Annotated in this window: 15 protein-coding genes; 5 read left to right on the forward strand and 10 right to left on the reverse strand. The window is 58.3% G+C overall.

Annotation, left to right across the window (positions count from 1 at the left end; genetic code table 11):
• Positions 1 to 375 precede the first annotated feature (375 nt).
• The 8 genes from I6F31_RS33495 to I6F31_RS33530 all read right to left on the reverse strand — a co-directional run bounded on the left by I6F31_RS33495 (position 376) and on the right by I6F31_RS33530 (position 12,839).
• A complete protein-coding gene (locus I6F31_RS33495; protein WP_225136163.1) occupies positions 376 to 1,068 on the reverse strand; it encodes a sugar transferase in 693 nt (230 codons plus the stop codon).
• A 223-nt stretch (positions 1,069 to 1,291) separates the two neighbouring features.
• Complete coding sequence (locus tag I6F31_RS33500) at positions 1,292 to 3,511, reverse strand: AAA family ATPase (protein WP_225136165.1); 2,220 nt, start codon at positions 3,509 to 3,511, stop codon at positions 1,292 to 1,294.
• Between the two features lie 152 nt (positions 3,512 to 3,663).
• Positions 3,664 to 4,821, reverse strand: coding sequence for a glycosyltransferase (locus tag I6F31_RS33505; RefSeq protein WP_225136167.1), 1,158 nt, complete (start codon positions 4,819 to 4,821; stop codon positions 3,664 to 3,666).
• 72 nt (positions 4,822 to 4,893) lie between these two features.
• On the reverse strand, positions 4,894 to 5,769 hold the full coding sequence (locus tag I6F31_RS33510) for a glycoside hydrolase family 16 protein (protein ID WP_225186827.1): 876 nt from the start codon (positions 5,767 to 5,769) through the stop codon (positions 4,894 to 4,896).
• A gap of 37 nt (positions 5,770 to 5,806) precedes the next feature.
• Entirely contained in the window at positions 5,807 to 7,228 is a 1,422-nt protein-coding gene (locus I6F31_RS33515) for an oligosaccharide flippase family protein (protein ID WP_225186828.1), read from the reverse strand.
• Positions 7,229 to 7,301: 73 nt separating this feature from the next.
• Positions 7,302 to 9,353 carry a glycosyltransferase gene (locus I6F31_RS33520; RefSeq protein ID WP_225186829.1) on the reverse strand — a complete coding sequence of 684 codons (2,052 nt, stop codon included), beginning with the start codon at positions 9,351 to 9,353 and terminating at the stop codon, positions 7,302 to 7,304.
• On the reverse strand, positions 9,350 to 10,756 hold the full coding sequence (locus I6F31_RS33525; protein WP_225186830.1) for a hypothetical protein: 1,407 nt from the start codon (positions 10,754 to 10,756) through the stop codon (positions 9,350 to 9,352). Before I6F31_RS33525 ends, I6F31_RS33520 begins: the two co-directional genes overlap by 4 nt.
• Positions 10,757 to 10,874: 118 nt before the next feature.
• Complete coding sequence (locus tag I6F31_RS33530; protein WP_225186831.1) at positions 10,875 to 12,839, reverse strand: hydrolase; 1,965 nt, start codon at positions 12,837 to 12,839, stop codon at positions 10,875 to 10,877.
• 234 nt (positions 12,840 to 13,073) lie between these two features.
• Here I6F31_RS33530 and I6F31_RS33535 point away from each other — a divergent pair, with 234 nt between their 5' ends.
• The 3 genes from I6F31_RS33535 (at position 13,074) to I6F31_RS33545 (ending at position 16,016) form a co-directional block, all read left to right on the forward strand.
• The gene (locus tag I6F31_RS33535) at positions 13,074 to 13,931 is read left to right on the forward strand and encodes an FkbM family methyltransferase (RefSeq protein WP_311735356.1); all 858 of its coding nucleotides are present in this window, start codon (positions 13,074 to 13,076) and stop codon (positions 13,929 to 13,931) included.
• Positions 13,932 to 14,062: 131 nt separating this feature from the next.
• A complete protein-coding gene (locus tag I6F31_RS33540; protein WP_225186864.1) occupies positions 14,063 to 15,265 on the forward strand; it encodes a glycosyltransferase family 4 protein in 1,203 nt (400 codons plus the stop codon).
• A 58-nt stretch (positions 15,266 to 15,323) separates the two neighbouring features.
• The gene (locus I6F31_RS33545) at positions 15,324 to 16,016 is read left to right on the forward strand and encodes a class I SAM-dependent methyltransferase (RefSeq protein ID WP_036035408.1); all 693 of its coding nucleotides are present in this window, start codon (positions 15,324 to 15,326) and stop codon (positions 16,014 to 16,016) included.
• A 54-nt stretch (positions 16,017 to 16,070) separates the two neighbouring features.
• Here the strand turns inward: I6F31_RS33545 and I6F31_RS33550 are convergent, their stop codons facing one another.
• A complete protein-coding gene (locus I6F31_RS33550) occupies positions 16,071 to 16,382 on the reverse strand; it encodes a hypothetical protein (protein ID WP_157286778.1) in 312 nt (103 codons plus the stop codon).
• Positions 16,383 to 16,892: 510 nt separating this feature from the next.
• Between I6F31_RS33550 and I6F31_RS33555 the strand changes: the two genes are divergently transcribed.
• Complete coding sequence (locus I6F31_RS33555; protein WP_225186832.1) at positions 16,893 to 17,963, forward strand: glycosyltransferase family 4 protein; 1,071 nt, start codon at positions 16,893 to 16,895, stop codon at positions 17,961 to 17,963.
• Positions 17,950 to 19,020 (forward strand): glycosyltransferase family 2 protein, encoded by a 1,071-nt coding sequence (locus I6F31_RS33560; RefSeq protein WP_225186833.1) that lies wholly within the window; start codon positions 17,950 to 17,952, stop codon positions 19,018 to 19,020. The genes I6F31_RS33555 and I6F31_RS33560 overlap by 14 nt, the downstream gene beginning before the upstream one ends.
• Positions 19,021 to 19,121: 101 nt before the next feature.
• On the opposite strand, the gene I6F31_RS33565 is transcribed toward I6F31_RS33560, so the two are convergent.
• Positions 19,122 to 21,191: a carbohydrate-binding domain-containing protein gene (locus I6F31_RS33565; protein WP_225186834.1), complete on the reverse strand. Its 2,070-nt coding sequence runs from the start codon at positions 21,189 to 21,191 to the stop codon at positions 19,122 to 19,124.
• Between the last annotated feature and the right edge of the window lie 241 nt (positions 21,192 to 21,432).

The raw sequence follows: 21,432 nt of genomic DNA on the forward strand, positions 1-21,432 counted from the left end.
GGGTGGGGGTTGGGGTGCGGGCGGCGGGCTCATGCGCCATCTTCCTGACCGCGCCAATGAGGCCGCGCAAGCGACCGCAGTTCGTGCAAAAAACTGGCGTGTCATCGAGAGCTCCGTCAGCACACTGAAACGTAACCGCCAGGGTCGCGCAGTTCGAGCAAACGGATTCGAAAGCTGTGGCCTGGGTCGAGCTCGCTCTCATCATCATCCCTCAATGGTTCGATCGATCTCGCAACTCGAGAGTGTCGCAACGGCTTAAAGTCGGATTCCAATCGAGCGGTGATCAAATCTTCGGTTCAAATGGTTTTCTGTGCTCGCAGAGGGTATCAGGCCTGCTGTCTTCAGAGATGTTCGGTCGGGGCGGCGAGTCGACTTTCAATATGCTGCATCCTCGAATAGAGCCGGGATGGTAGCCAGCATGATCTTGGTGTCGAGTACCATGGACCAATTGCGCGCGTAGAACGCATCGCAGGCAACGCGCCGGCGGTAAGTGGTTGTACTGCGACCGCTCACTTGCCAAAGGCCGGTAATTCCAGGACGGCAGGCAAGGTAGGCGTCGACCTTGTACGCGTACCGCGCCAGTTCTTCTTCGGTGACCGGCCGAGGCCCGACGATGCTCATGTCACCGCGAATGACATTGAACAACTGAGGCAATTCGTCGAGGCTGGAGCGACGCAGCGCTGCGCCCAACAGCGTGACGCGAGGGTCTGCGCGTAACTTGCGAGTGGCCTTCCACTCGGCGGCGGCCGCAGGATCCGACTCCAACAACCGTTGCAGCCGCTCCGCTGCGTCAGGGGCCATGGTACGGAACTTCAGACAGTCGAAGGTCTGACCATTAAAGCCAACCCGTCTGTGACGGAACAGCACCGGTCCTGGCGAGAACAAAATCAAGGCCGAGCAACAAAGAAATAGCAAAGGAGAAAGCAGCAGAATGCCAAAAGCCGCCAATACGAGATCAATCGATCTCTTTACGACTGTACCCACGGGACGCGGTGCTACGTGGGCGGAAGAACGTCTCTTTGCGGAAATGAAAGGCAACTCGCCGCGTGTATCGACCACATTGGCCATTGCGGGAACTCCATAAAACAAAACCTAAAAAGCCTTCGAACTCGTCCCCTCTTGTCTTGTGGTCTCATCGCCCCCAATGCGAGCACATTAAATTCTGACGCGGTGCAAAATTAATACAAGTTTAAAGTTTCGGCAGAGCCAGCGGATTTTTTCAGCGTTGTATCAATTGAGCTCGTGATGACTTTGCGATTTGAAAAGGGCGGCAGCAGCGCCGTACCTTCCTTCAGTTTTGATAATAGGAATAACGCCGATCGGAATAACCCTCAAAGCGACGCATAAACGCTTCGTCGGTTTTGTTGAGCACGGTGCCAAGCAATCGCTCTGAAACAAGCGGCGATGACTGGATTGCCTTGAGGACCTCGTTGGTGGACGTGCCCCATTCAACCACCATCACAAAAGCGTCAAACAGGCTTGCGACCGCTCTGACGTCGGCGATGGGCAAGATCGGCGGCAAATCGCAAATGATGTAGTCGTAGTCCTCGCGAGCTCGCTCCAGTCCCAGCCTGACCGATGGCGCACAAAGCACATCCGAGCTGTTCGAGGGCGGTGCCCCGGATGGCGAGGGGACGACATCGAAGTTGAAATTGAGGTCGTTGATGATCACGTCTTTGAGACGCAACCGATCGACCACCATCCGTTGCAGCCCCAACCGGCGCTCGTAGCCAAGCATTTTGGACAAGGCCGGTTTACGCAGATCCGAGTCAATCAGAAGCGTGCGGGCTCCGCTTCTCGCAAGGAATGCGGCGAGCGCCGCGGTGGCGGTTGTCTTCCCTTCACCGGGAAGGGCCGACGTAATGCCGATCACTTTTGGCTTGGCCGGATGCAGGTCGATGGCGACCTTGATGTAACGCAACGCCTCGGCGGTAGCTGAAAAAGGAGCGGCTTTGTTGATCTGCTGGAAGGCGCTGGCGTGACCGCCGCGCCACCGCGTCCGCAGCTTTGAAACAGCTGGGAAAGCGGCCAGGCAGGGCGTGCTCAACAGCTTCTCGAGCTGGTCACGTGTGTGGACCCTCCGGTACATGAATTGCTCTCGGGCTATTGCTGCGAGCGTGCCCAGGCCGAGCCCGCACATCGCTGCGAAAGCCAAGGCGATGGCGCGCTTGGGCGAGCTTGGCTTTGTAGGCGCCGACGCTTCCGTCACCACGCGGGCCTCGGTCGACGGAAACGACTGCTGTTGCACTGACTGGGTGAATCGAGACAGGAAAGCCTCGTAGATGCCACGATAGGTGTTCGCACCCGTTTCCAGCTCCCGCAGGCGAACCTGAGCTTGCCGCGTCGCCCCGGATTGCTGGAAGATCTCGATCATTCGCCTATCGATCGCCTCCTCCTGCGACTTCGCAATCTGGAGTTCGCTCTTATAGCTCTCCGCGATACGGGAGATTTCATCCCACATCGACCGTTGCAGCGCTGCCATTTCCGATCGCAGATTCCTGGCGGCCTCATGCTCGGCACCGTAGCGGGCGCTCCATTCGGCTTGCTTGTTTTGGTTCTCCAGGTATTTCTGACGGAGCTTGGTGATCACCGGGCTGTTCAGCGCATCCGTGACAACCGGATCTGGGATCGTGAAGTTTTCCTTCTCCGGTCGTTGTTCGAGGATGCGTTGTATGCGCTCGAGCTTGGCGCGAGCTTGGCTGGTGTCGGCACGAGCCTTGGCCAGTGCGACGCCGAGCTGATCGAGCTCAACCTCGCTCGCCAGTTTGCCTTCGACGCCAATGATGATGCCGTTTTCGGCCTTGAAGTCCTGTACGGCTTTGTAGGCATTGCTGGCCTGCTGACGGAGTTCGCTGATCCGCTGTTCCAGCCAAACGCTGGCGCGTCGGGTAGCCTCGTACTTTGCCTGCAGCCGATATTCGATATAGGCATCGGCGAAAGCATTGGCGATCCGTGCAGCCTTGTCCGGGTCAAGCGAAGTATAGGCGATCTGCTCGACGTAGCTGCGGCCCAAACGGGTGACGCGCAGATTGTCCTTGAGAACGCCAAGCGCGCGTCGCTCTAGCTCGGCAGACGAAGGCCTTTCTTCGGACGGTTTCGTTAGCCGCAACCATCGGGCCAAGCGGCTTGTGATTGCATTGCCCGAGGCGACGAACTCTGGATCATCCGTGAGATGCAACTTGTTTATGACCGCTTTGCCGACCTTTTCGGACCTAGTGGTCTCGATCTCGCTCTCCACAACAGCGTCGTCTACGCCTTGATGTTCCTGGACATTCTCACTTCGTGGCGAAGTAATTCCCTTGGTATCAACGAACATGTCAGCCTGCGCCGTGAACTTGCGAGGCGCCATCCCGACGTAGAGCGAGCCAAGCGCCAACGAGGCGGCCGTCATGAAGGCAATAAGACGCCATTCGCGACGTAAGAAGTCGCGTAGCAGAAGCAGAGATCTTGCCTGATCAGGGGCGGCTTCTGTCGCCGTCGCGTAGGGCCGAAATTCGCCGGCGATGTTCATTCCACGCCCTCAACTCAATCGTTTTATGAACGCGTACAGTCCAAAAGGAGCGGCTCGCATCTGCTCGCGCAAACAAGAATTGGCATTTAAACAAAAAGCAGTATCGCCCATTAAATTGATGTTACAGAGCCCAAATGCCGTGCAGGCTGTGCTCAAGAAACAGTCAATTGAGGGTTGAGATCATGCCGAGCGCTTCCTTGCTTTGCTGTCTCCGATCTGGCGCGTTGGGCGAAAAGGAAATCGATGTGCGAACACATTTTGCGGATGAATGGCTCGCGGCCAAACTGCTGGGCGTGAGCAACGATAGCCTCGGGCTCAAAGGTCATTCGCTCGAATCGGGCAATGCTATTGCTGATGGCATCAATGGTCTGCTCGTCGAAGAAGAGACCAGTCAGGTCGTTTGCAACTGTTTCGGTAGCGCCCCCCCGCCCGAAAGCGATCACCGGACGTCCGCTCGCCATGGCCTCTACCGGGACCATGCCGAAGTCTTCTTCTCCCGGGAAGATGAGCGCGCGACAGCGCGCGTAATGGTGCTTGAGTGCCTCGAACGGCTGCGGTCCGAGCACGGAAACGGTCGGGCCGGCGAGGCGGCGAATCTCGGATAACATCTCGCCGCCGCCGATGACCACCAGCTTCCGTTTCAATTCGTTAAACGCGCGTACCGCAAGGTCGGGCCGCTTGTAGGACACAAGTTCGCCGGCCATCAGATAGTAGTCGCCGAGTTCGGAGGAGGGGCACGGCGAGAATGCTGCAGTATCCACTGGAGGATGAATCACGTTGGCGTCGAGACCGTAGTAGCGGCGGATGCGGCCGGCGACGGTTGCGGAATTGGCAACGAAGCTATCGACCCGTGCGGCGGAAGCGACATCCCACAGTCTTAGATAGTGCGCAAGCGAGGGCATGGCCAGCCGCGCGAGCGAACCGGCGCTGGCTCGGTAATCGTGAAACATATTCCAGATGTAGCGCATGGGTGTGTGGCAATAGCAGACGTGGAGGGCGTGAGGAGGAGCAATGACGCCTTTTGCCGGTCCGGATTCGCTGCTGAGAATCAGATCATAGTCGCGCAAATCTAGCTGCTCCAGAGCGAGCGGCATGAGCGGGAGATAGGTCTTGTACATGCGTGGAGCGCGCGGTAGCCGATTGATAAAGGTCGAAACAACGCGGTGTTTGCGAATAGTTTCGGAGACCATTTCTGGAACATAGACGTGCGTATAGATGTCCGCCTCGGGATACATCTCGCAAAGAGCTTCGAGGACTTTCTCGCCCCCGCGCATCCCCACAAGCCAATAGTGAATGATCGCGACTTTCATGCAGTCAGCCCTTCGCGAATTGATCAAAGATGTGCTGTGATTGCGCATTGGGATCGAGCGGACATCTATGCTTCAGCGTGGTAGGACTTCAGGGGCAGGCGGACAGCCTTCGGCCGGACCAGGCCCGCGCCCGTACACGTGGACATAGTCGACCAACAGCGTGGAAGGATTGGGTGTCTGATCGATCGGCCAACCACCGCCGAGGGCCAGGTTCACGAGAGGGTAGAGCGGACCGTCGAGTTCAGGTGGAGTTGGTTGGCTCCACACCGGGGTTCTGTCGAAGAAGAACACAATGGCCTGCGGCGAGATATCTACGCCGAAAGTGTGGAAGTCTTGCACAAGCGCATCGTTCGGTACCGTGACCTTCTGCCCCTCGCCCCGGGTCTTCTGCGGTTGTTGCTTGTACCAGATGTGCGTGGCGGCCTGATAAGCGGATGTGAACTGCCCATAATATTCGATGACATCAAGTTCGACGTTTCCTTCCGTCACCGTGGCGGGCTTCAGAGCGGCAAGCCAGAATGCGGGCCACGTTCCCGGACCGGGCGGCATCTTCATACGTGCTTCGGAATAGCCGTACCGGGTTCCGGTCCCGGCGCCGGAAGCATCGGCCGCAGCCAGAAGACCCGACGTCCACTTGCCGTTCCGATCCTTCGAAGCAGTGATGGTGAGAACTCCGTCTTCCACCTTGAATGGCCCCCTCGGTCCCGGATTGGCAAATGCCGCGTCGCCGAAATCGCCCGACCAAGGGGTGTGTGCGGTCCAACGGGCTGCGCCCAGGCGGGTCGCTGAGACACTGAGCTCGTTGAAGTCTTCAAGCAAGACGGGATGAAGTTCACACGATGCAGGCTGCTCGGCCGCGAACGCAGAACCGAATGAAATCCCGACCGTGAGCGCGACTATCGTGACTGCCCAGGTCGGGCGTTTTGTTGCATGCCCCTTCTCGGTCATCTCGCTCTCCTTGATCCTGCATCGTGCACTTCGACCATCACACCGCCCCTGCGCGGCCGCTGATCCGAACACCAAAGCCATACAGTGCGCCGACATAGACAATGGCGCCGAACAGAGAGATCACTCCCAGTTCAAAAAACGCAGCCAGATGGAGCTCAGGCAGCTTGTATCGCAGGCTGATCACCAGAAGGGTCATCACCGCCGATGCGGCGGCGATTGGCCATAGATTGGCCGCCTCAGACGCGACGCTGGTCCCGACCAGTTGCCGGGCTCCCATCAAGGAGAGGGCGAACATGATAAACGAGACCGCGGCCCGTGCAGCCACCACGCCTGCAAGCGAATAGAAGTAGAAACCCAAACACATAAGCAGGATCTTGGCGCACAGCTCGACCAGGGTGAGGCGAAACACCAGATGGGTTCGATTGGTGGCCAGCGCCAACGAATGCAGAGGCTGATAGAACGCGCTGAGGACGGTCGATAATGCGAGCCACCGCAAGTAGATTCCAGCCTCGCCCCACTGCGGGCCCAGCAGGACCTCGGCGATCAAGTCCGAGGTCAATGACATTCCGATGCAAGCCGGCGCGGCAAGTGACATCGTGAGCCGGGACGCCTTCGAATAGGCGTGACGGAGCCGGTCCTGGTTCTGGTTGATCTGCGACAGTGCGGCCATGAGAGGCTGCATCGCCGGGCCTATCAGGCTCTGGGTTGGCATCACCGATAGATCGCTGGCGATGGTGTATTGACCCAATGTGGCCTTGCTCGATGAATAGCCAAGCAGGATTCGATCAAACTGCCAGCTCAGCGCGATGATGATCTGGGCGCCGCTCAGCCAACCCAGAAAAGCCGAGAACTCCCGAAACTTCGACAGCGAGAGGTTTGGTCTGTAAGGGGCCAACAGGTACGACATCGACGTGGCGCCCAAGGACGCTGCGATGCCGCTGGCGACGATGGCCCAGTACCCAGCGCCAAGTTTGACTGCTGTCGCTGCAATGATCGCTGCGGCAAGTTTGCCAAAGATCTCGGTAACAAAGACTGGCCTGAAAGCCAGGCTGCGGGTGTGCTCGACCATTCCAGGGCTATACAGGCTGCGAGCCAAGGGTCCGATGGCGCTCACGATGATCAAGCTGGCCAGGCGGGAATCCTGGTAAATCTGCGCAAAGGGCCACGCCACGAGCAAAAGCACCAATGTCAAGGCGATGCCTCGGAGCGCGCTCAAGGTGAAGGCAGTATCCAAGTGCGACTTCGCTACGCTTGGCAAGCGCGTCAGAGCCTGCAGCGTTGGTACCTCGAGCACCATGTCCGCAATAATCGTTACGGTAGCGGCGAGGGCGGTGAGGCCGAAATCAGCGGGCGTTAAGATGCGTGCGAGCACCAGAAGCGTGACGAAATCGATAGCCCGGGCTGTTAGCCTGGACGACACAGTCCAAGCGGCGCCCAAGAGGGTTTTGCGGGCAAGCACGACTCAATGCCTGCACGTTGCGACGAGGCATTGCCTGGTCGCCGATGCGGAAAGAGTGCCGGCTCGCGCGGCTTCACGAGGCAGTGGCGTCATCGCGAGTGCCTGTGCTTGGAGATAGTGGTCGCGGGCCCGAGCTCTTGTCGCTCAGTATGATGGTCGCTGCTCGCTCGGGTTCAAGACGGCCTCTCAGGACGTCGGCGCAACCGAGCACGTTACCGCGAAGCCGGCCCCGCCGGTCGATGAAAGGTTCAGGTCTGGCGGCGCGCGCCAGGTTGATGGCGACGTTCCGAAAGATCTGCATGGTTGCCTGCCGAGGCGTCATCGTGCCTTTGCGCAGCAGGTAGATTGGATTGACGACTTGCGAATAGCCCAGGCGATCTCCGGCAACACGGCCCGCCTTCAGTCCCATATGCACGCCTCGGGCGCGGGGGGATTTGATCAGGCGGCCGCCTCGCTTTGCGAGCGCTGCGCCAAAATCCCGGTCTTCCTGCCATCCGTAGAGGACGAGCCGCTCATCAAAGGTAATGTTGCCGATCGCAGACATACGGAAAGCCATGTTGCAGCCGTACGGGCTGAATGGTTCGATGCGCGGTGCTTCGGGCGACAGCGTGCCTTCCGTCAAGATGCGCCGCGCTTCATCAAAGCTGAGACCCGGTCCGAGGATGCCGTCAGCATAAAGATAACCAGTGAAGCCGACGACCTCTGGTTCGTCTCGAAACGTTTGCGCGGCCGCGGCCAACCAATCGGGATCCGCAAGAAAATCATCGTCGAAGAACACGATCACGTCGGCCTCATTACTGAGCACGGCCAACGCGGTATTTCGCTGAGCCGGCAAGCCGCCGGGGCCGGTGACAAGCCGAACGCCGGGCAGCTTGGCGGCATCGCCCGCATCTTCAAGGTTGACGCAAGACACGATGACGGCGTCCGGCTTGAGGGTTTGGGTTTGCAGCAAGTGAGTCAGGGTTGCCGTCACCGTTTCGGGTCGTCCTCGTGTTGCGATTGCCACTGCCACTCTGGGCATGCGTCCAACGGTGGTCTCACGCCTTCTCAGAGCCGATGTAGGCTCTTCCATCAGCTCGACATATCCAGCCGCGGTGCGCGCCCAAGAAAACATCTTGATCCGCTCGCGGCCACGTCCGACCAGTTCATCGCGCAGATCGCCGGATGTCGAGAGCTGCCGAATGCATTGAACCCAGCGTCGTGGATCGTCGGGGGGGACGAGCAAAGCGGCATCGCCACATACTTCGCTCATGCTGGCGCGATCCGAGGCAACGACGGGACAACCACGCGCCATGGCTTCGATGATCGGAAGTCCGAAACCTTCTGTCCATGATGGAAAGATCAAGCACAAGGCGCGATCCATCAGATAGGCGAGATCGTCATCTGTGACGCGGCCGAGGAGGGTTAAGTCGTATGCTTCCGTTAGAAGCTCAGGGGAAAATATGTCCGCGCCGCCACCGGCGACGATCACGCCGATGTTCATTGCGGCGAGCTCCGGCGCGATGGTGCTAACCAGCTGCAGGTTCTTATGCGGAGCGCGCGATCCGAGCGCCAGCACGAACCGGGCGCCGGCCGCAACTTGGCAATCCTTGCGCGCGAGGCTGGGGTCCCAGGCCAAGGCGTGCTCGTGTCCATTTGGAAGCACTGCAATGTCCGCGGCGCGTAGCGGCAGGTGCCGGGCAAGTTGTCGGGCCGAATAGGCTGAAACGGTGGTGATCCTTGCAGCGCGCTTTGCCAACAGCGGTTGCAGCACGCGATAGGTCGCGCGAAACGCTGGTCGATAGCTCTCCGGTGCGTCGAACACGTTGGCGTCGTGAATACACACGACCTGATCCGGTTTGACGGCCGGCGCTGTGTTGCCGAGATTGAGCAACCGTCCGGGCCACCGCCCGGGAAGAACCAATTGCTCCCAGAGGTGTCCGCCGAGCGGCCCCGCCGTAATGAGCGGCATGGCCTGAAGCCGAGGATCGGGGGCGGCCGCGGGGGCAATGATCGGAACGATTGCGCCGGACCCGACTAGTGCCTGATTCATTGCCGCCGTGACGCCCTGGGCGTAGCGCTGCACGCCGCTCGTGGGCTGAGTCAGATAGCGGCCATTGACGGCAAAACTGCTGGATGCATTCATGCTTTGGCTCCCGATGGTTTGGACGGCGTGAGCAACACTCCTTCGAGGTGATCCCGCGGTGAAGCGCAAGCCAGCGCGGCGAGAGCGTAGAACAGCAGACCTTGCTCCACGGATGGAGCTGCCAACGTGTCGCCAATGATGAGAGCAAAACATGCATTGCGCGCGGCTAGGCGAGCGTCGGTCTCATAAGCCCGCGGACCATTCAATGGTGCGAACAGGGCTGTTGCCGCGAAAAGGAGGTAGAAGGCAGTTCCCGGAATACCAACGTTGGCAAGCAGTGCGATCGGAAAACTCGATGTGCGGATAGTTCCGAGCCCAACGCCGAAACCAAAGGAGTCATAGAAGTTCTGTAGGGCAGCCGCATTCCAAGAGCTGCGCTCGATGGCCGAGGTCGAAGAGGATTTGTTGAGAATCAACGTATCGACATAGGTACGCGCCGTTTCGCTGGCTCGTTCGTCGAGGAGCACACCCAAGATCACGATGACCAGGAGGATCGGCGTGCATAGCACGGCCGCGGAACTGAGCGGACGGTTCGGTTGAAAGCCCGATCGCCGCAGAAGTCCGGCGTAGAGGATCAAGCCGACCAGTGGAGCCCCAGCAAATCCTGTCGAGGAGGTTGACAGAACGACAAGCGCCAGCGATGCAAGCGCCATCGGGCCGGTGAGCATTGGCATCCTACCGCTCAGAAAGAGGGTGCCGGTGAACGCGAACGCTCCGAGAGTGGCGCGCGCGAATGCGGAAGCTTCGGGAAATGAACCGACGATCCGCTTTACGCCGTTGACCTGATCATCGGCGTGCATTGTGTACCGGGCGTTCCGCATGAAATCGAGGAGACTTTGGGTGCCTGTCGCATACGTTCCGATGTCCAGCATGGCGAGCAGGACGTTTCCGGCGCAATAGCCGAGTACTGCGGCGACAACGGCGCGAAAGCCGGCATGAGTCGTTGCGATCGCGGCCGTGATCCCGAAGCAGGCAAGATCCGCTGCCATGTAGACGGACTGAGTAAAATTGCTGGACACGGGCCCAAGCGGGACGGTTGAGCCGGTGTCGGCGTATTCCGACGCGCCAAGCGGAACGATCTGCGTTGCGCCAGCCAGTAAGCGCGGCATCAGGACAGCAGAGCCGACGCCAAAGATCACCAAGCACAACAGCCAGAATCCGGGTTGGCCGTAGCTGATGGCTCGCATCGCAGCGGCAGCCTCGTGGCGCCGAGCGAGCACTGCTGCCATGGCAAAACTTAAGAACAAGTGTGCCGGTTGAATGTTTGCGCCGCCGACGAGGATGGCGGCGGCCGCGCCAAACAGGGCAGTGCCCATCAGCACGCCGAAAGTGGCGCGATAACCGAGCGGCAGGCAGAGCAACCCGAGTAGGATGGTCAAAATCCCGATCGGTTCTAGCGACATGGCGCACCGCCGGGGTTTGACTCGAGTACGCTGCGACACGTCCTGACCAGAGTCGCGGAGCCAGCGCGGCTGACCGGAGACGGCACGTGAAGTGCTGCTGGATTCGGCATCGGCTTTTTCAATGCTGGCGAGCCATCATGCCCCTGATAGAATGTATGGAATCAAGCATCGGCAGCAGAGCGTGCTTAAGAACGGGGAATTGCCGAGCTATTGCGCCCTCACGCCAGAGTTCAAATCGCAGCGATGCCAGCCTGCTCAACACCGGCTGGGGCTGCTCGGCGCGCAATGCCTGCAGCACATCGGGTCTGCCAAAGTCGACGGATCGGCCCGGCACTTCGAGGCATCGCAATTCGCCGGCGGTAGGCCGCGTAATGGCCCGCTTGAGCCGAAGCCAGGCGGCATCGGCATCGCGTAATGCCGTTGCCCCGCCGTCGATCGGAAGGCTGTCTACGTAACTGAGCGCACCGGACAGCAATTCGTTTCCGAGGCTGGCATCGCTGATCCCAAACCGGATGTCGCCGCAATTGGCCGCGACATCCTCTCCCTCGTCGACAAAGGAAGTGACCGAGGGGATCCTGGGCTCGAACAGGCTCTCAATCAGATGCCAATACCGCAGGACTGAGGAACGGACGTCGAGCGGACTATAGCGATTGCGCTCAACCAAGAGACCGAAAACCTGCTTGAAATGTTCTTCGCTGTGTCCCTTATAGTTTGATCGGGCAAACTGAATGGTTTCAATTTGTAGCGCCGGAAAGGCACTGGCCAATAGCCGCTGTGTGCTTCCGTAGAGACCGGTATCGCACAGCAGAATTCGGCGAGCATCGCCCCGGAGTTTGGCAAAGTGCCGCTCGAACAACGCGTTCTGCACGCGGATGTCAGACAAAACCGTCTTCGCGCGATCGTCGAACAACATGGTCAAGAATACGTCTGCACGAAATGGCTGCTTCCATTCCTCTGGCAGCTCGTAGCGTCCTCCACCAAGGGCACAAGCTACATCAAGAAACGAGCGGCCGCGAAACTCACGGGCAATCTCCTCGAGCGCGGAAGCGCTGCGAACCAGCACCGCAGCGCGCGCCGCAACGAGGCGTGAGACCATGAAGTTCTGCCGTGGCATGCCGAGCGGCAGCGAAAGCCGAGCGATGACTCGTTCGAAGACTTCCCTTATTCCAACACCGCCGCGAGCGCAGAACAGCAAGGTCGCCTTGTCGCATGCGTTCACTTCGGCGGCGTATAGCCAAATCAGCAAACAAAACTGAGTGACGATGGGCCCAAGGACAACACGTCCAAACGCGTACGCATTTTCGGGTGGCTCCGCTACCGAGCATTTGCCGCGCTTTGGTCGCGACAATGCGGCCCGAGCAGCAACCAAACCGCCATTCGCCTTGCGCAAATAGCTGAACCAGACCGGCCGGGGTGTATGAATGACAGTTAATCCATGTGCCGAGGCGCGACGGACGTCGGCATGCGGATCATCGCCGATGTGCAGAATTCGTCCTAAGGACACCCCTTCTGCTTCGGCGACCCGGGCAAACAGGGCACCGTCACGCTTGGTGCATCTCTGATCGGCGCTGCTGTAGATCTGATCAACAATATCGTGCCCATGAAAATGCGAGATTAGTCCATCGAGGTCAGCAGACGACAGCATGGTGTCGCTGACGGCGACAACGCGGCTGCCCGCCGCTCGGCGTGCGCGCAGAAATCCGGCCAAGGTCCGGTTTGCAACGAGCGAGGTCTTCTCGATGTCGAGTTCAATTGCCAATCGCGCAACGATCAAGGAATCCGGAAGACCCAGCAAGCGAAGTTGCCGATGGATCACGTCGGGCAGTCGGACTTCACCGGAACCGCGCACGGCGAGCGCTCGGAAGGCAATTCGCTCGGCTTCTTGTCTGGCTCTCGCCAGCAGAACAGGTTCGATTTGCCAACCGCGCGCCCGAAGAAGGTTGCTGAATAAATGCTCACCTTGCACAATACGTGAGCGAGCGGAGCGCACGGTTCGCAGCAGAAGCGTATCAAAGACGTCGACGGATATCAGATCGATTCCATCGGCGGCTCTGACGCGCTCGGCTAGCCTATGTGATTTCATAAATTACCAAACTCCAACGCACCGAATGACGCAAAACACGCGTAACGGTCGCAAATTGATTTGTGCTAGGCGGGCTCCGCAATTAGATGTTGCTCAGATCAATAAATTGCTTGTAGCATTTTGCGTGCCAACTCTGAGGGGCGTTCATATTTAAGAATTATATGGACCGGCGAATTACCAGCCGAATTCTCACGATCTCAGCTGACCGTTCCAGCGAGGGGTATTTAGAGAATAATGATGCGATCGCTTACTAAGCATGGGATTTCCGCGCTCGCTTCTGTTGCCTCCAGGGCCGCACAAAGCGCGTCGTTGCGCAGGATGATCTTCAATGGCATCCGCTTGCGGCGCCCTGAAGTGGAACGTTTTGGTCGGATGGACGAGATCCGCTTCTTGGCCTATTGCTTTCTGAATCGCGATCGATCGCGATCGCAAATACTTCAAGACCTGTGGGTCAGCTACGAGCTCGGAGAGAAGCAGGGCGGATTCTTTGTTGAGTTTGGTGCAACCAACGGCGTTACGAATAGCAACACCTGGCTGTTGGAAAAGGAATACGGCTGGCAAGGAATTCTAGCTGAGCCGAATCCAATCTGGCACGACGCGCTCGCACAGAACCGGACTTCGCGCAAGGATCGTCGGTGCATCAGCTCTAGCTCAGGCAAGAAGGTGCGTTTCTTGGTAACGAACGAAGTGGATCCGGAGCTCAGCGGGGTAGCCGAGTTCGCTTCGGGTGACCACTTTGCAGCTGTGCGTTCTGCCGGCCAGGAGATCGAAGTTGAGACGGTTTCGCTGAACCAGCTTCTGGCGGACTGCAATGCTCCCCGCAGGATTGACTACATGTCGATAGATACCGAGGGGAGCGAGTACGATATCCTAAAGAGCTTCGATTTCTCCCGCTACAGCATCGATCTACTCAGCGTGGAGCAGAATCGACAAACGGAAGCTGCGATTCAGGCGCTTCTTGCGACGCACGGATACAAGCGAGTCTTCGCGGAGTTCTCGCAGTGGGACGGCTGGTATGTGCATTCGGAGCGCATGACCTCTCGGCGTGGCACGAATCTTGACGGGCAATTGGCGCAAGCCCCGCGCAGGTAGCGTTGGTCGAGAAAACGAATGGCTGACCAGACCCGGACTGAGCCTGAATGAAAGAGTTTTCAGCACGAGCAAGAATGCCGCACATGTCATCGTTAGGGCCCGCGGCTGAAGCAAAGCGCATCAATGTCGCGATGCTGCTCAGCTGCAGTTCCTTCGAAGGGTTTTTTGGGTGGGTGCAGGGTCAGACGCGCGCTAGCTATCTCGAGCGGTATCGAAACGATTGGGCGTGGTACTATGCTCGCGGTTTGAGCCGAAACGGGATTAGGCCGATGCTCTATATCCCCTCACTGCGGGAGTCGGGAAAGTTTGCCACCGATGTTGGGATCGACGTTCGATTTCTGCCGCTCGAGAGTTGGTACCAGCTGATCGAACGGGTGTGGGTCAAGCGCCTGTCGCGCCGTTCGCGCTGGTCCCTATATGCTGAGGAACGGTTGAACACGATTGCATTTATGCGGCCGCTTCGGAAAGCGCTGGCAGCGGACAGAATTGATCTGCTGTACGTGCAGGAATATTGGAGCGGCAGGTTCGATCACCTCGCAGGTCGAATTGATTTGCCAATAGTCGGTGCAGATCATGGCGGCCTGCCGGATCGTGTCGTGAAGCTGTTCAAACGCGATAGCTTTTGCAGGGCGGCGTTGCTCTATGGTCAAACCGAGCAGGAGTGTCGCATCGTCAGTCGCTATGGCGGTCGATCCCGTCTCCAGCCGAACGGCTGCGACGTATCGGAGTTCTTTCCGGATGCGGCCGCGAGCCGTTCCAAAACGATCCTGACAATCACGCGTTTGACCAACAGGCAAAAGCGCACGACCGACCTCATTCGCGCACTCGCCAACCTGCCAGAGGAATGGACACTGGATATTGTCGGCACGGGGCCGGATAAGGACCTGATGCAGGGGCTCGCCGCCAAGCTCGGCTTGTCGCACCGGGTGCGATTTCATGGATTTGTCGACCGATCCAAGGTGCGCTCCTTGCTGTGCCGGTGCGGCGTATACGTGATGCCCTCGGCGAACGAGGCGGTGGCACTTGCTGTCCTGGAGGCAATGGCTTGCGGTGCGGCGGTGGTTCTGAGCCGCATACGGGCGTTTGAGCAATTGGTCACGCACGGAGTTAATGGCGTGCTATTTCCCGTCGGTGACGTAACAGGTCTATCCGCCGCCATCCTCGATGCCTGGCGCAATCACCAATCACTTGGCCGAGCAGCAATCGAAACTGTCCACCAAAGCTACAATGCGGAGAAGCTGTACGCGGAGCTGGCAGATAGTCTGCGAAGATCCGCTCATCACGCTGTAGCCACCGCGGCGGAATCAAGCTTGAACTTGGAGGCTTTGTCTTAGCGGCATGAGGCAGGAAATCATAGGCGACGCTCCCCCATCTTTTGAGAAGGTTTGCGTAATGAAGGAATTGTACGAGGGTGATGCTTACGGAAAGAACAATCCGACATGGCATGAGGAGGATGCGCCGTGGAAGGCGGGTCACGTCGCGCAGATGATTCGGCGAAACAACATCCCGACCCAGCGTATATGCGAGATCGGCTGCGGGACGGGCGAGATCTTGTTGAACCTGGAAAGGACGTTTCCGGATGCGCGCTTATCGGGGTACGAAATCTCGCCCGATGCGTTCAGGCGCGCAGCAGCAAAAAGTACTCAACGTACGAAGTTTCACTTAAGCAACCTCCTCGGCGAACACGATTTAGAATTTGATGTTATCCTCGCGATTGACGTGATCGAGCACGTTGAGGACTATATCTCATTCATAAAGCAGTTGCGTAGGTTTGGAACATTTAAGATCTTTCACATCCCGTTGGATCTCTCCGCGCAATCCATTTTGCGGGCTTGGCCGATTGCCGACCTCAGACGCAATGTCGGACACATTCACTACTTCTTCAAACAGTCAGCGTTGGCCACGCTCGAGGATTGCGGCTACACGATTGTCGATCATTGTTACACCGCTAGTCGGTTGGAATTGCCCAATCAGGCCTTCACAAGCCGTCTCATGCGAGTGCCCCGCCGCCTGATGTTTGCCTTCAATGCGGATCTCGCGGTGCGTTTGCTAGGCGGCTACTCGCTGTTGGTCCTCGCAAAATGAGGACCGGCGCAAGTCGGCTGGGTTGCGGTCATAGGCTGAGCCGGGTGATCGGCCTCAGTTGGAGGCGATCGATCCTGAATTGGAGCTGCGCTTATCCGCTGCAGCCAGCTCGTCTGGCGCAATCAGCTTGCGCTGATAGGCACGAAACAGCGCGCGGATAATGACGCCGACAAAGTAACCGCCTTGCAAGATGGCTTGGGTGGCTAAGACGGCAAGAACGGTTTCAAGCCCGCCGAGGCGCTGATTAAGTGTCAGGAAGATCGTGACAAACAGGACAAGCAAGGCAAAGGGGAGCAATGCCCGAAATCGGAAGCGCAGCCCCAACACCGCTCCGAAAATTGCCAGTCCGATCGCCGCGTATTCCATTACAGTGTCCCGCGATACGCGAAGTCCCCTCGAAGAGCTGAGCTGAAACAACGTCCTTGCGATCGGTTTCGCGCCCCCTCACGCCGGCCGGAGTTCGACGCCTCGCCTCGCTTGCCCAACCGACGAACCCGTCAAGTGACAGATCACCTGTTGCGAGAACGTAAACTCGCAGTGTGGCAAGATCTTGTGGCGGTGCAGCACTCTCGGAGCGCCAAAGCCAGTTTGGTGCATCCGAACACAGCTTAGGTCGGCTTGCCAGGCCAAGCTCTGTGAAAGCCACCGACGAGCCACAATAGCAAGCAGAGGAACCAGATCAAGTTAGAGGTTCCCCCCGTCAACGGATTTTTTTCGGCACAGCGCTTTGGTGTTTCGGCCGATGTCACCTTGGCAGGGTATTTGCAACGCAAGCATCGTTGGTTGTTTTTTTCTTGAGGTCAATCGTCCCGGTGAACGCGCCGGACCAAGCACTGGGTGTCTTGCATCTTCCCTGGCTATTTGCCGCAGGTGTGCATGCGTATTGTACAATTACTCAATCATACACGCCGGCTGAATGGTCATGTGCATGCCGCCGTGGACCTCGCCTGTGCGCAGGTGAAACTCGGCCATCAGGTGGCGATGGTGAGCGGCGGCGGCGATTTTGATGCCTTGCTCGCGGAAAACAATGTCGAAAACATCCGCATTGGTTTGGAGCGTCGACCTAAGGAGCTGCTGCAGGCCACGCTGTCGCTCTATCGGCTGATGCGCGATTGGCGGGCAGAGGTGGTTCATGCCCATATGATGACCAGCGCTGTCCTTGCCTGGCCAATTTGCAAGTTGCTCGGAATCCCGCTCATCACAACCGTTCACAATGAATTCCAGTCAAGCGCAGTCCTTATGGGCCTCGGAGCGAGAGTGATCGCGGTTAGTGCAGCCGTTGGCAAGTCAATGCGAAGACGAGGCATCCCACAGTCGAGGATCCGCGTGGTTCTGAACGGAACAATCGGTGCAGCGCGTTTCGAGCAAAAGGATCGCACGCCAGCCTCGCTTCAATCACCGGCGATTGTGTTCGTTGGCGGACTGCATCCGCGAAAAGGGCTATCGGACCTCTTTTCTGCGTTCGATATAGTTTACGCGGCGCTTGGAGCAGGACGCTTATATATTGTGGGCGACGGTCCGCACCGCGAGCAATATGCCGTCCAGGTCAGCTCGATGGCATGCGCGTCGGCGGTGACCTTCTTGGGTCCTCAAGATAATCCTTTTCCGTTCCTGTCAGGGGCCGACATATTCGTGTTGCCGTCGCACGCTGATCCCGCTCCGCTGGTGCTGTCGGAAGCGCGGGAAGCTGGCTGCGCCATCGTCGCGACCGATGTCGACGGAATTCCTGAATTGCTTGAACAGGGACAAGCAGGCGTTCTCGTTCCCGTGGGCAACCCGCAAAGACTTGCCGAAGTATTGCGCTGTTTGCTCCAAGACCGACAAGCCGTGCTGGAGTGGAAAAAGAAAAGTCAGTTCAATCTAGAGTTTCTTACAATTGAGCGAGTCGCTCGTCAAACGCTGGCGATTTACGAAGAGGCGTCAGGTCCCACTCATGCTCACGCCTGAAGCAAGCGATGTCAGTGACGCAGCTACAGCGACGACGTGCTCGAGAACAGAGGCTAGCGATGCTCCCCAGCTCGCCGTCATCATCACCTGCTTCAATTACGAGGCTTACGTTGAGCGAGCGATCAGGAGTGTCTTAGACCAGAACTGCGATGCCTGCGAACTCCTGGTGGTGGACGATGGCTCAACTGACGGCTCCTGGGAGACGATCACCCGCTATGCGGTGACTGCATTCAAGATCGAAAACCGCGGGCAGCTAGGGGCCTGCCTGTTTGGGCTAGAAAAGACCCAAGCGAGATTCATCTTGTTTCTCGACGCCGATGATGAGCTCAAGCCAGGTTCACTGGCCAGAATCTTGGCCGAACTAGACGAGCGCGTTGCAAAACTTCAATTTGGTCTGGCGCTCATCGATGCCGAAAGCAGGCCTGTCGGATCATTCTCGTCGCTCGAATCGTTTCGGGAGCGCGACCGATTGGTCGATGAGGTGCTCAGACGCGGCGTCTACAAGACGCCACCGACGTCTGGAAACGTATTTCGTCGGGATGTCTGCGAGCTGCTGCGCGAGGTGGACTATGACAAGGCCGTTGACGGAGTGATTTTGTTTGTTGCTCCATTCTTTGGGGACGTCGTCAGCCTTTCCGAAGAGCTGGGAAACTACCGCGTGCACGGCCTCAACGATTCGCAGCTCGGTCAGCTTCCAAGCGCTTCGTTGCTGCAGCGCGATATCAAGAGGTTTGTGGCACGTACCGAGCATTTGCGCGCGATTCTTGCTCGAGTGGCTCCGGGCCGAAGATTGGTCGAGCCGCAGGGCGCCTTTTACTATCGCGAGCGCAGCTTCTGCCTTCAAATCGTATCGGCAAGCAGCTCACGCGCTTCGATGTTGCCGAAATTGATAGCGAGTGTTGGCTCTGAGCCTTTCCCGATCGTTCAGAAAATTGCGCTGATTGCTTTCTTCGTGCTTGCGGCCATGCTGCCTCACGAACCAGCCAGAGCACTGATGGCCTACCGGTCTCGAAACCGGAGACGATCGGGACGCCTCCGCTTGGTTTCGCGGCGCTAGATAAGGCGCTGCCATTGGCTCAGTTGCGGCCCTTCTCGGTGTCGCCATTCACCCCTGGGAGCCGACCGTTCACGGGCCGAGCTATCGGTTCCACCCATCTATCAAACTAGATCATGGAAGCTGAAGAGTTGGCCGAGCACGTTTCCGATCGCGCCCTGCGGCAGGTTCGTACCGTTGAAGCTGACCGAGTCCACGTAAAGATTGCGGTCAGTTTCGAGGGTGCCGTCCCAGCGGTCGTTGAGAAGGTGGACCAGGACAGTGTGATCGCCGGGTCCCCAATCGCCGTGCACGGCAATGGTCTCGGATTGATTTGCCGCATGCGATGCATGGGCCGTCAATGTCCCACCGACTTGGTTGCCATCGACCGAGATAGTGTAGAGCGCGTCGCCCAGATAGGCATCTTCGCTGATCTTGAACACGAGTTGATCCGGACCGGCGCCGATCGATGTTGATGAGCCGTTTTGTGTTTGTGAAGGCGTGCCGGTTGAATTTGTCGGCGGTGGGGGCGTTATCACCGGCGTGGTCGGGTCGGCCGATGCAGCATCATGGAAGCTGAAGGTCTGTCCGAGCACGTTTCCGATGGCGCCTTGCGGAAGGTTCGCTCCGTTGAAGCTGACGGAGTCCACGTAAAGATTGCGGTCGGTATCCCAGGTGCCGTCCCAGCGGTCGTTAAGGAGGTGAACCAGGACAGTGTGATCGCCGGGTCCCCAATCCCCGTGCACGGCAATGGTGTCGGATTGACCGGCCGCATGCGATGCATGGGCGGTCAATGTCCCGCCGATCTGGTTGCCATCGACCGAGATGGTGTAGAGCGCGTCTCCAAGATAGGCATCTTCGCTGATCTTGAAGATGAGTTGATCCGGACCGGCACCGATCGATAGTGATGAGCCGTTTTGTGGCCGTGAAGGCGTACCGGTCGAATTTGTCGGCGGTGGGGGCGTTATCACCGGCGTGGTCGGGTCGGCCGATGCAGCATCATGGAAGCTGAAGGTCTGTCCGAGTACGTTTCCGATGGCGCCTTGCGGAAGGTTCGCTCCGTTGAAGCTGACGGAGTCCACGTAAAGATTACGGTCGGTATTCGGGGTGCCATCCCAGCGGTCGTTAAGGAAGTGAACCAGGACGGTGTGATCGCCGGCTCCCCAATCCCCGTGCACGGCAACGATGTCGGACTGACCGGCCACATGCGATGCATGGGCCGTCAGTGTCCCGCCGACCTGGTTGCCATCGACTGAGATGGTGTAGAGCGCGTCTCCAAGATAGGCATCTTCGCTGATCTTGAAGACGAGTCGATCGGGACCGGCGCCGATCGATGTTGATGTCGGCGTTGCTTGGGGTGTGCTCGACGCGGTTACAGCACCGTAGGTCCCGGGATCATCACCCGCGGGAGATGAGACTGGCTCTAGAGAAACGGCTGTGGCCGACGGGTCGGCAGAGTAAACGCGGATGTAATCGATCTTAATGGTGATAGGTACCTGCGCGAGGCTTGCGGGCTCTTGCGTTGCCAGATTCGCCAGAAGGTACATTGGTTGATGCATGTCGCTCGGCGTTGCGCGACTCCCAACCAGCTGGCCATCGATATAAAAACTGATCTGCTCATTCTGCCAATTCACGCCATAGGTATGATAGCCACCAGGATTTGGCAATTCGCTGTAGACCTGGAGCTGCGTCTGCCAGTTTTCATTCAGCACTGGGTCGGTTGTGTGAATGGTGCTGTATACCCCTTTGCTCCAGACGCCATAGTGCTCAACCACATCGAGTTCTTGCCACCGCCCGAGCCCGTTCGGGTCAGGAAGATTTTTCACGGGCAGCAGCCAAAATGCATCCCAAGCACCCGGTGACGACGACAACTCTGCCCGTATCTCGAAGTAGCCGTACTGTTGCGAGAAATTTCCCTGGGTTGTTATCAGTCCGGACTCCCAGCTTCCCGGAACTCCGAATGGAGTACGATCCGGAACAGCGGTAATCGCAAGCGCTCCTTGGGAAACAGAGAAAGGATCGTATCCCGAGCTGGGGTCGACGAAAGAGCTGGTGCCGAAGCCAACGTCGGACGCCGCATCGCCCCGCCATTCGGCTCTGGTGTCCGCCCACTTCGTGCCGACGCCAGTAAGTGAAATGCTCCTGGAATTGAATTCATCGTCGAAAGTCAGCTTGTAGCCGCTAAGATCGATCATCGAAAATCTCCGCGAGTAAAGCCCTGAGCGGTACGAACGAAATATCTGCGCGAGAAACGAATGCTTCGAAGTTGCTGCGGTGAAACGTGCGAGAGACTTGATCGCGATGCGTTGTTCGCTCGACGGCTCGGAGTATAAAACTTGCGTCAGTACACAGTTCACACGAATCGGATCGTCAGTGTCGGCATGTGAGGGCCTGACATACCGCACGCCCTTCGAGAGCGAACTTAATGGACCGGAT

Source organism: Bradyrhizobium sp. NBAIM01 (genome assembly GCF_020194115.1).
Classification (GTDB): domain Bacteria; phylum Pseudomonadota; class Alphaproteobacteria; order Rhizobiales; family Xanthobacteraceae; genus Bradyrhizobium; species Bradyrhizobium yuanmingense.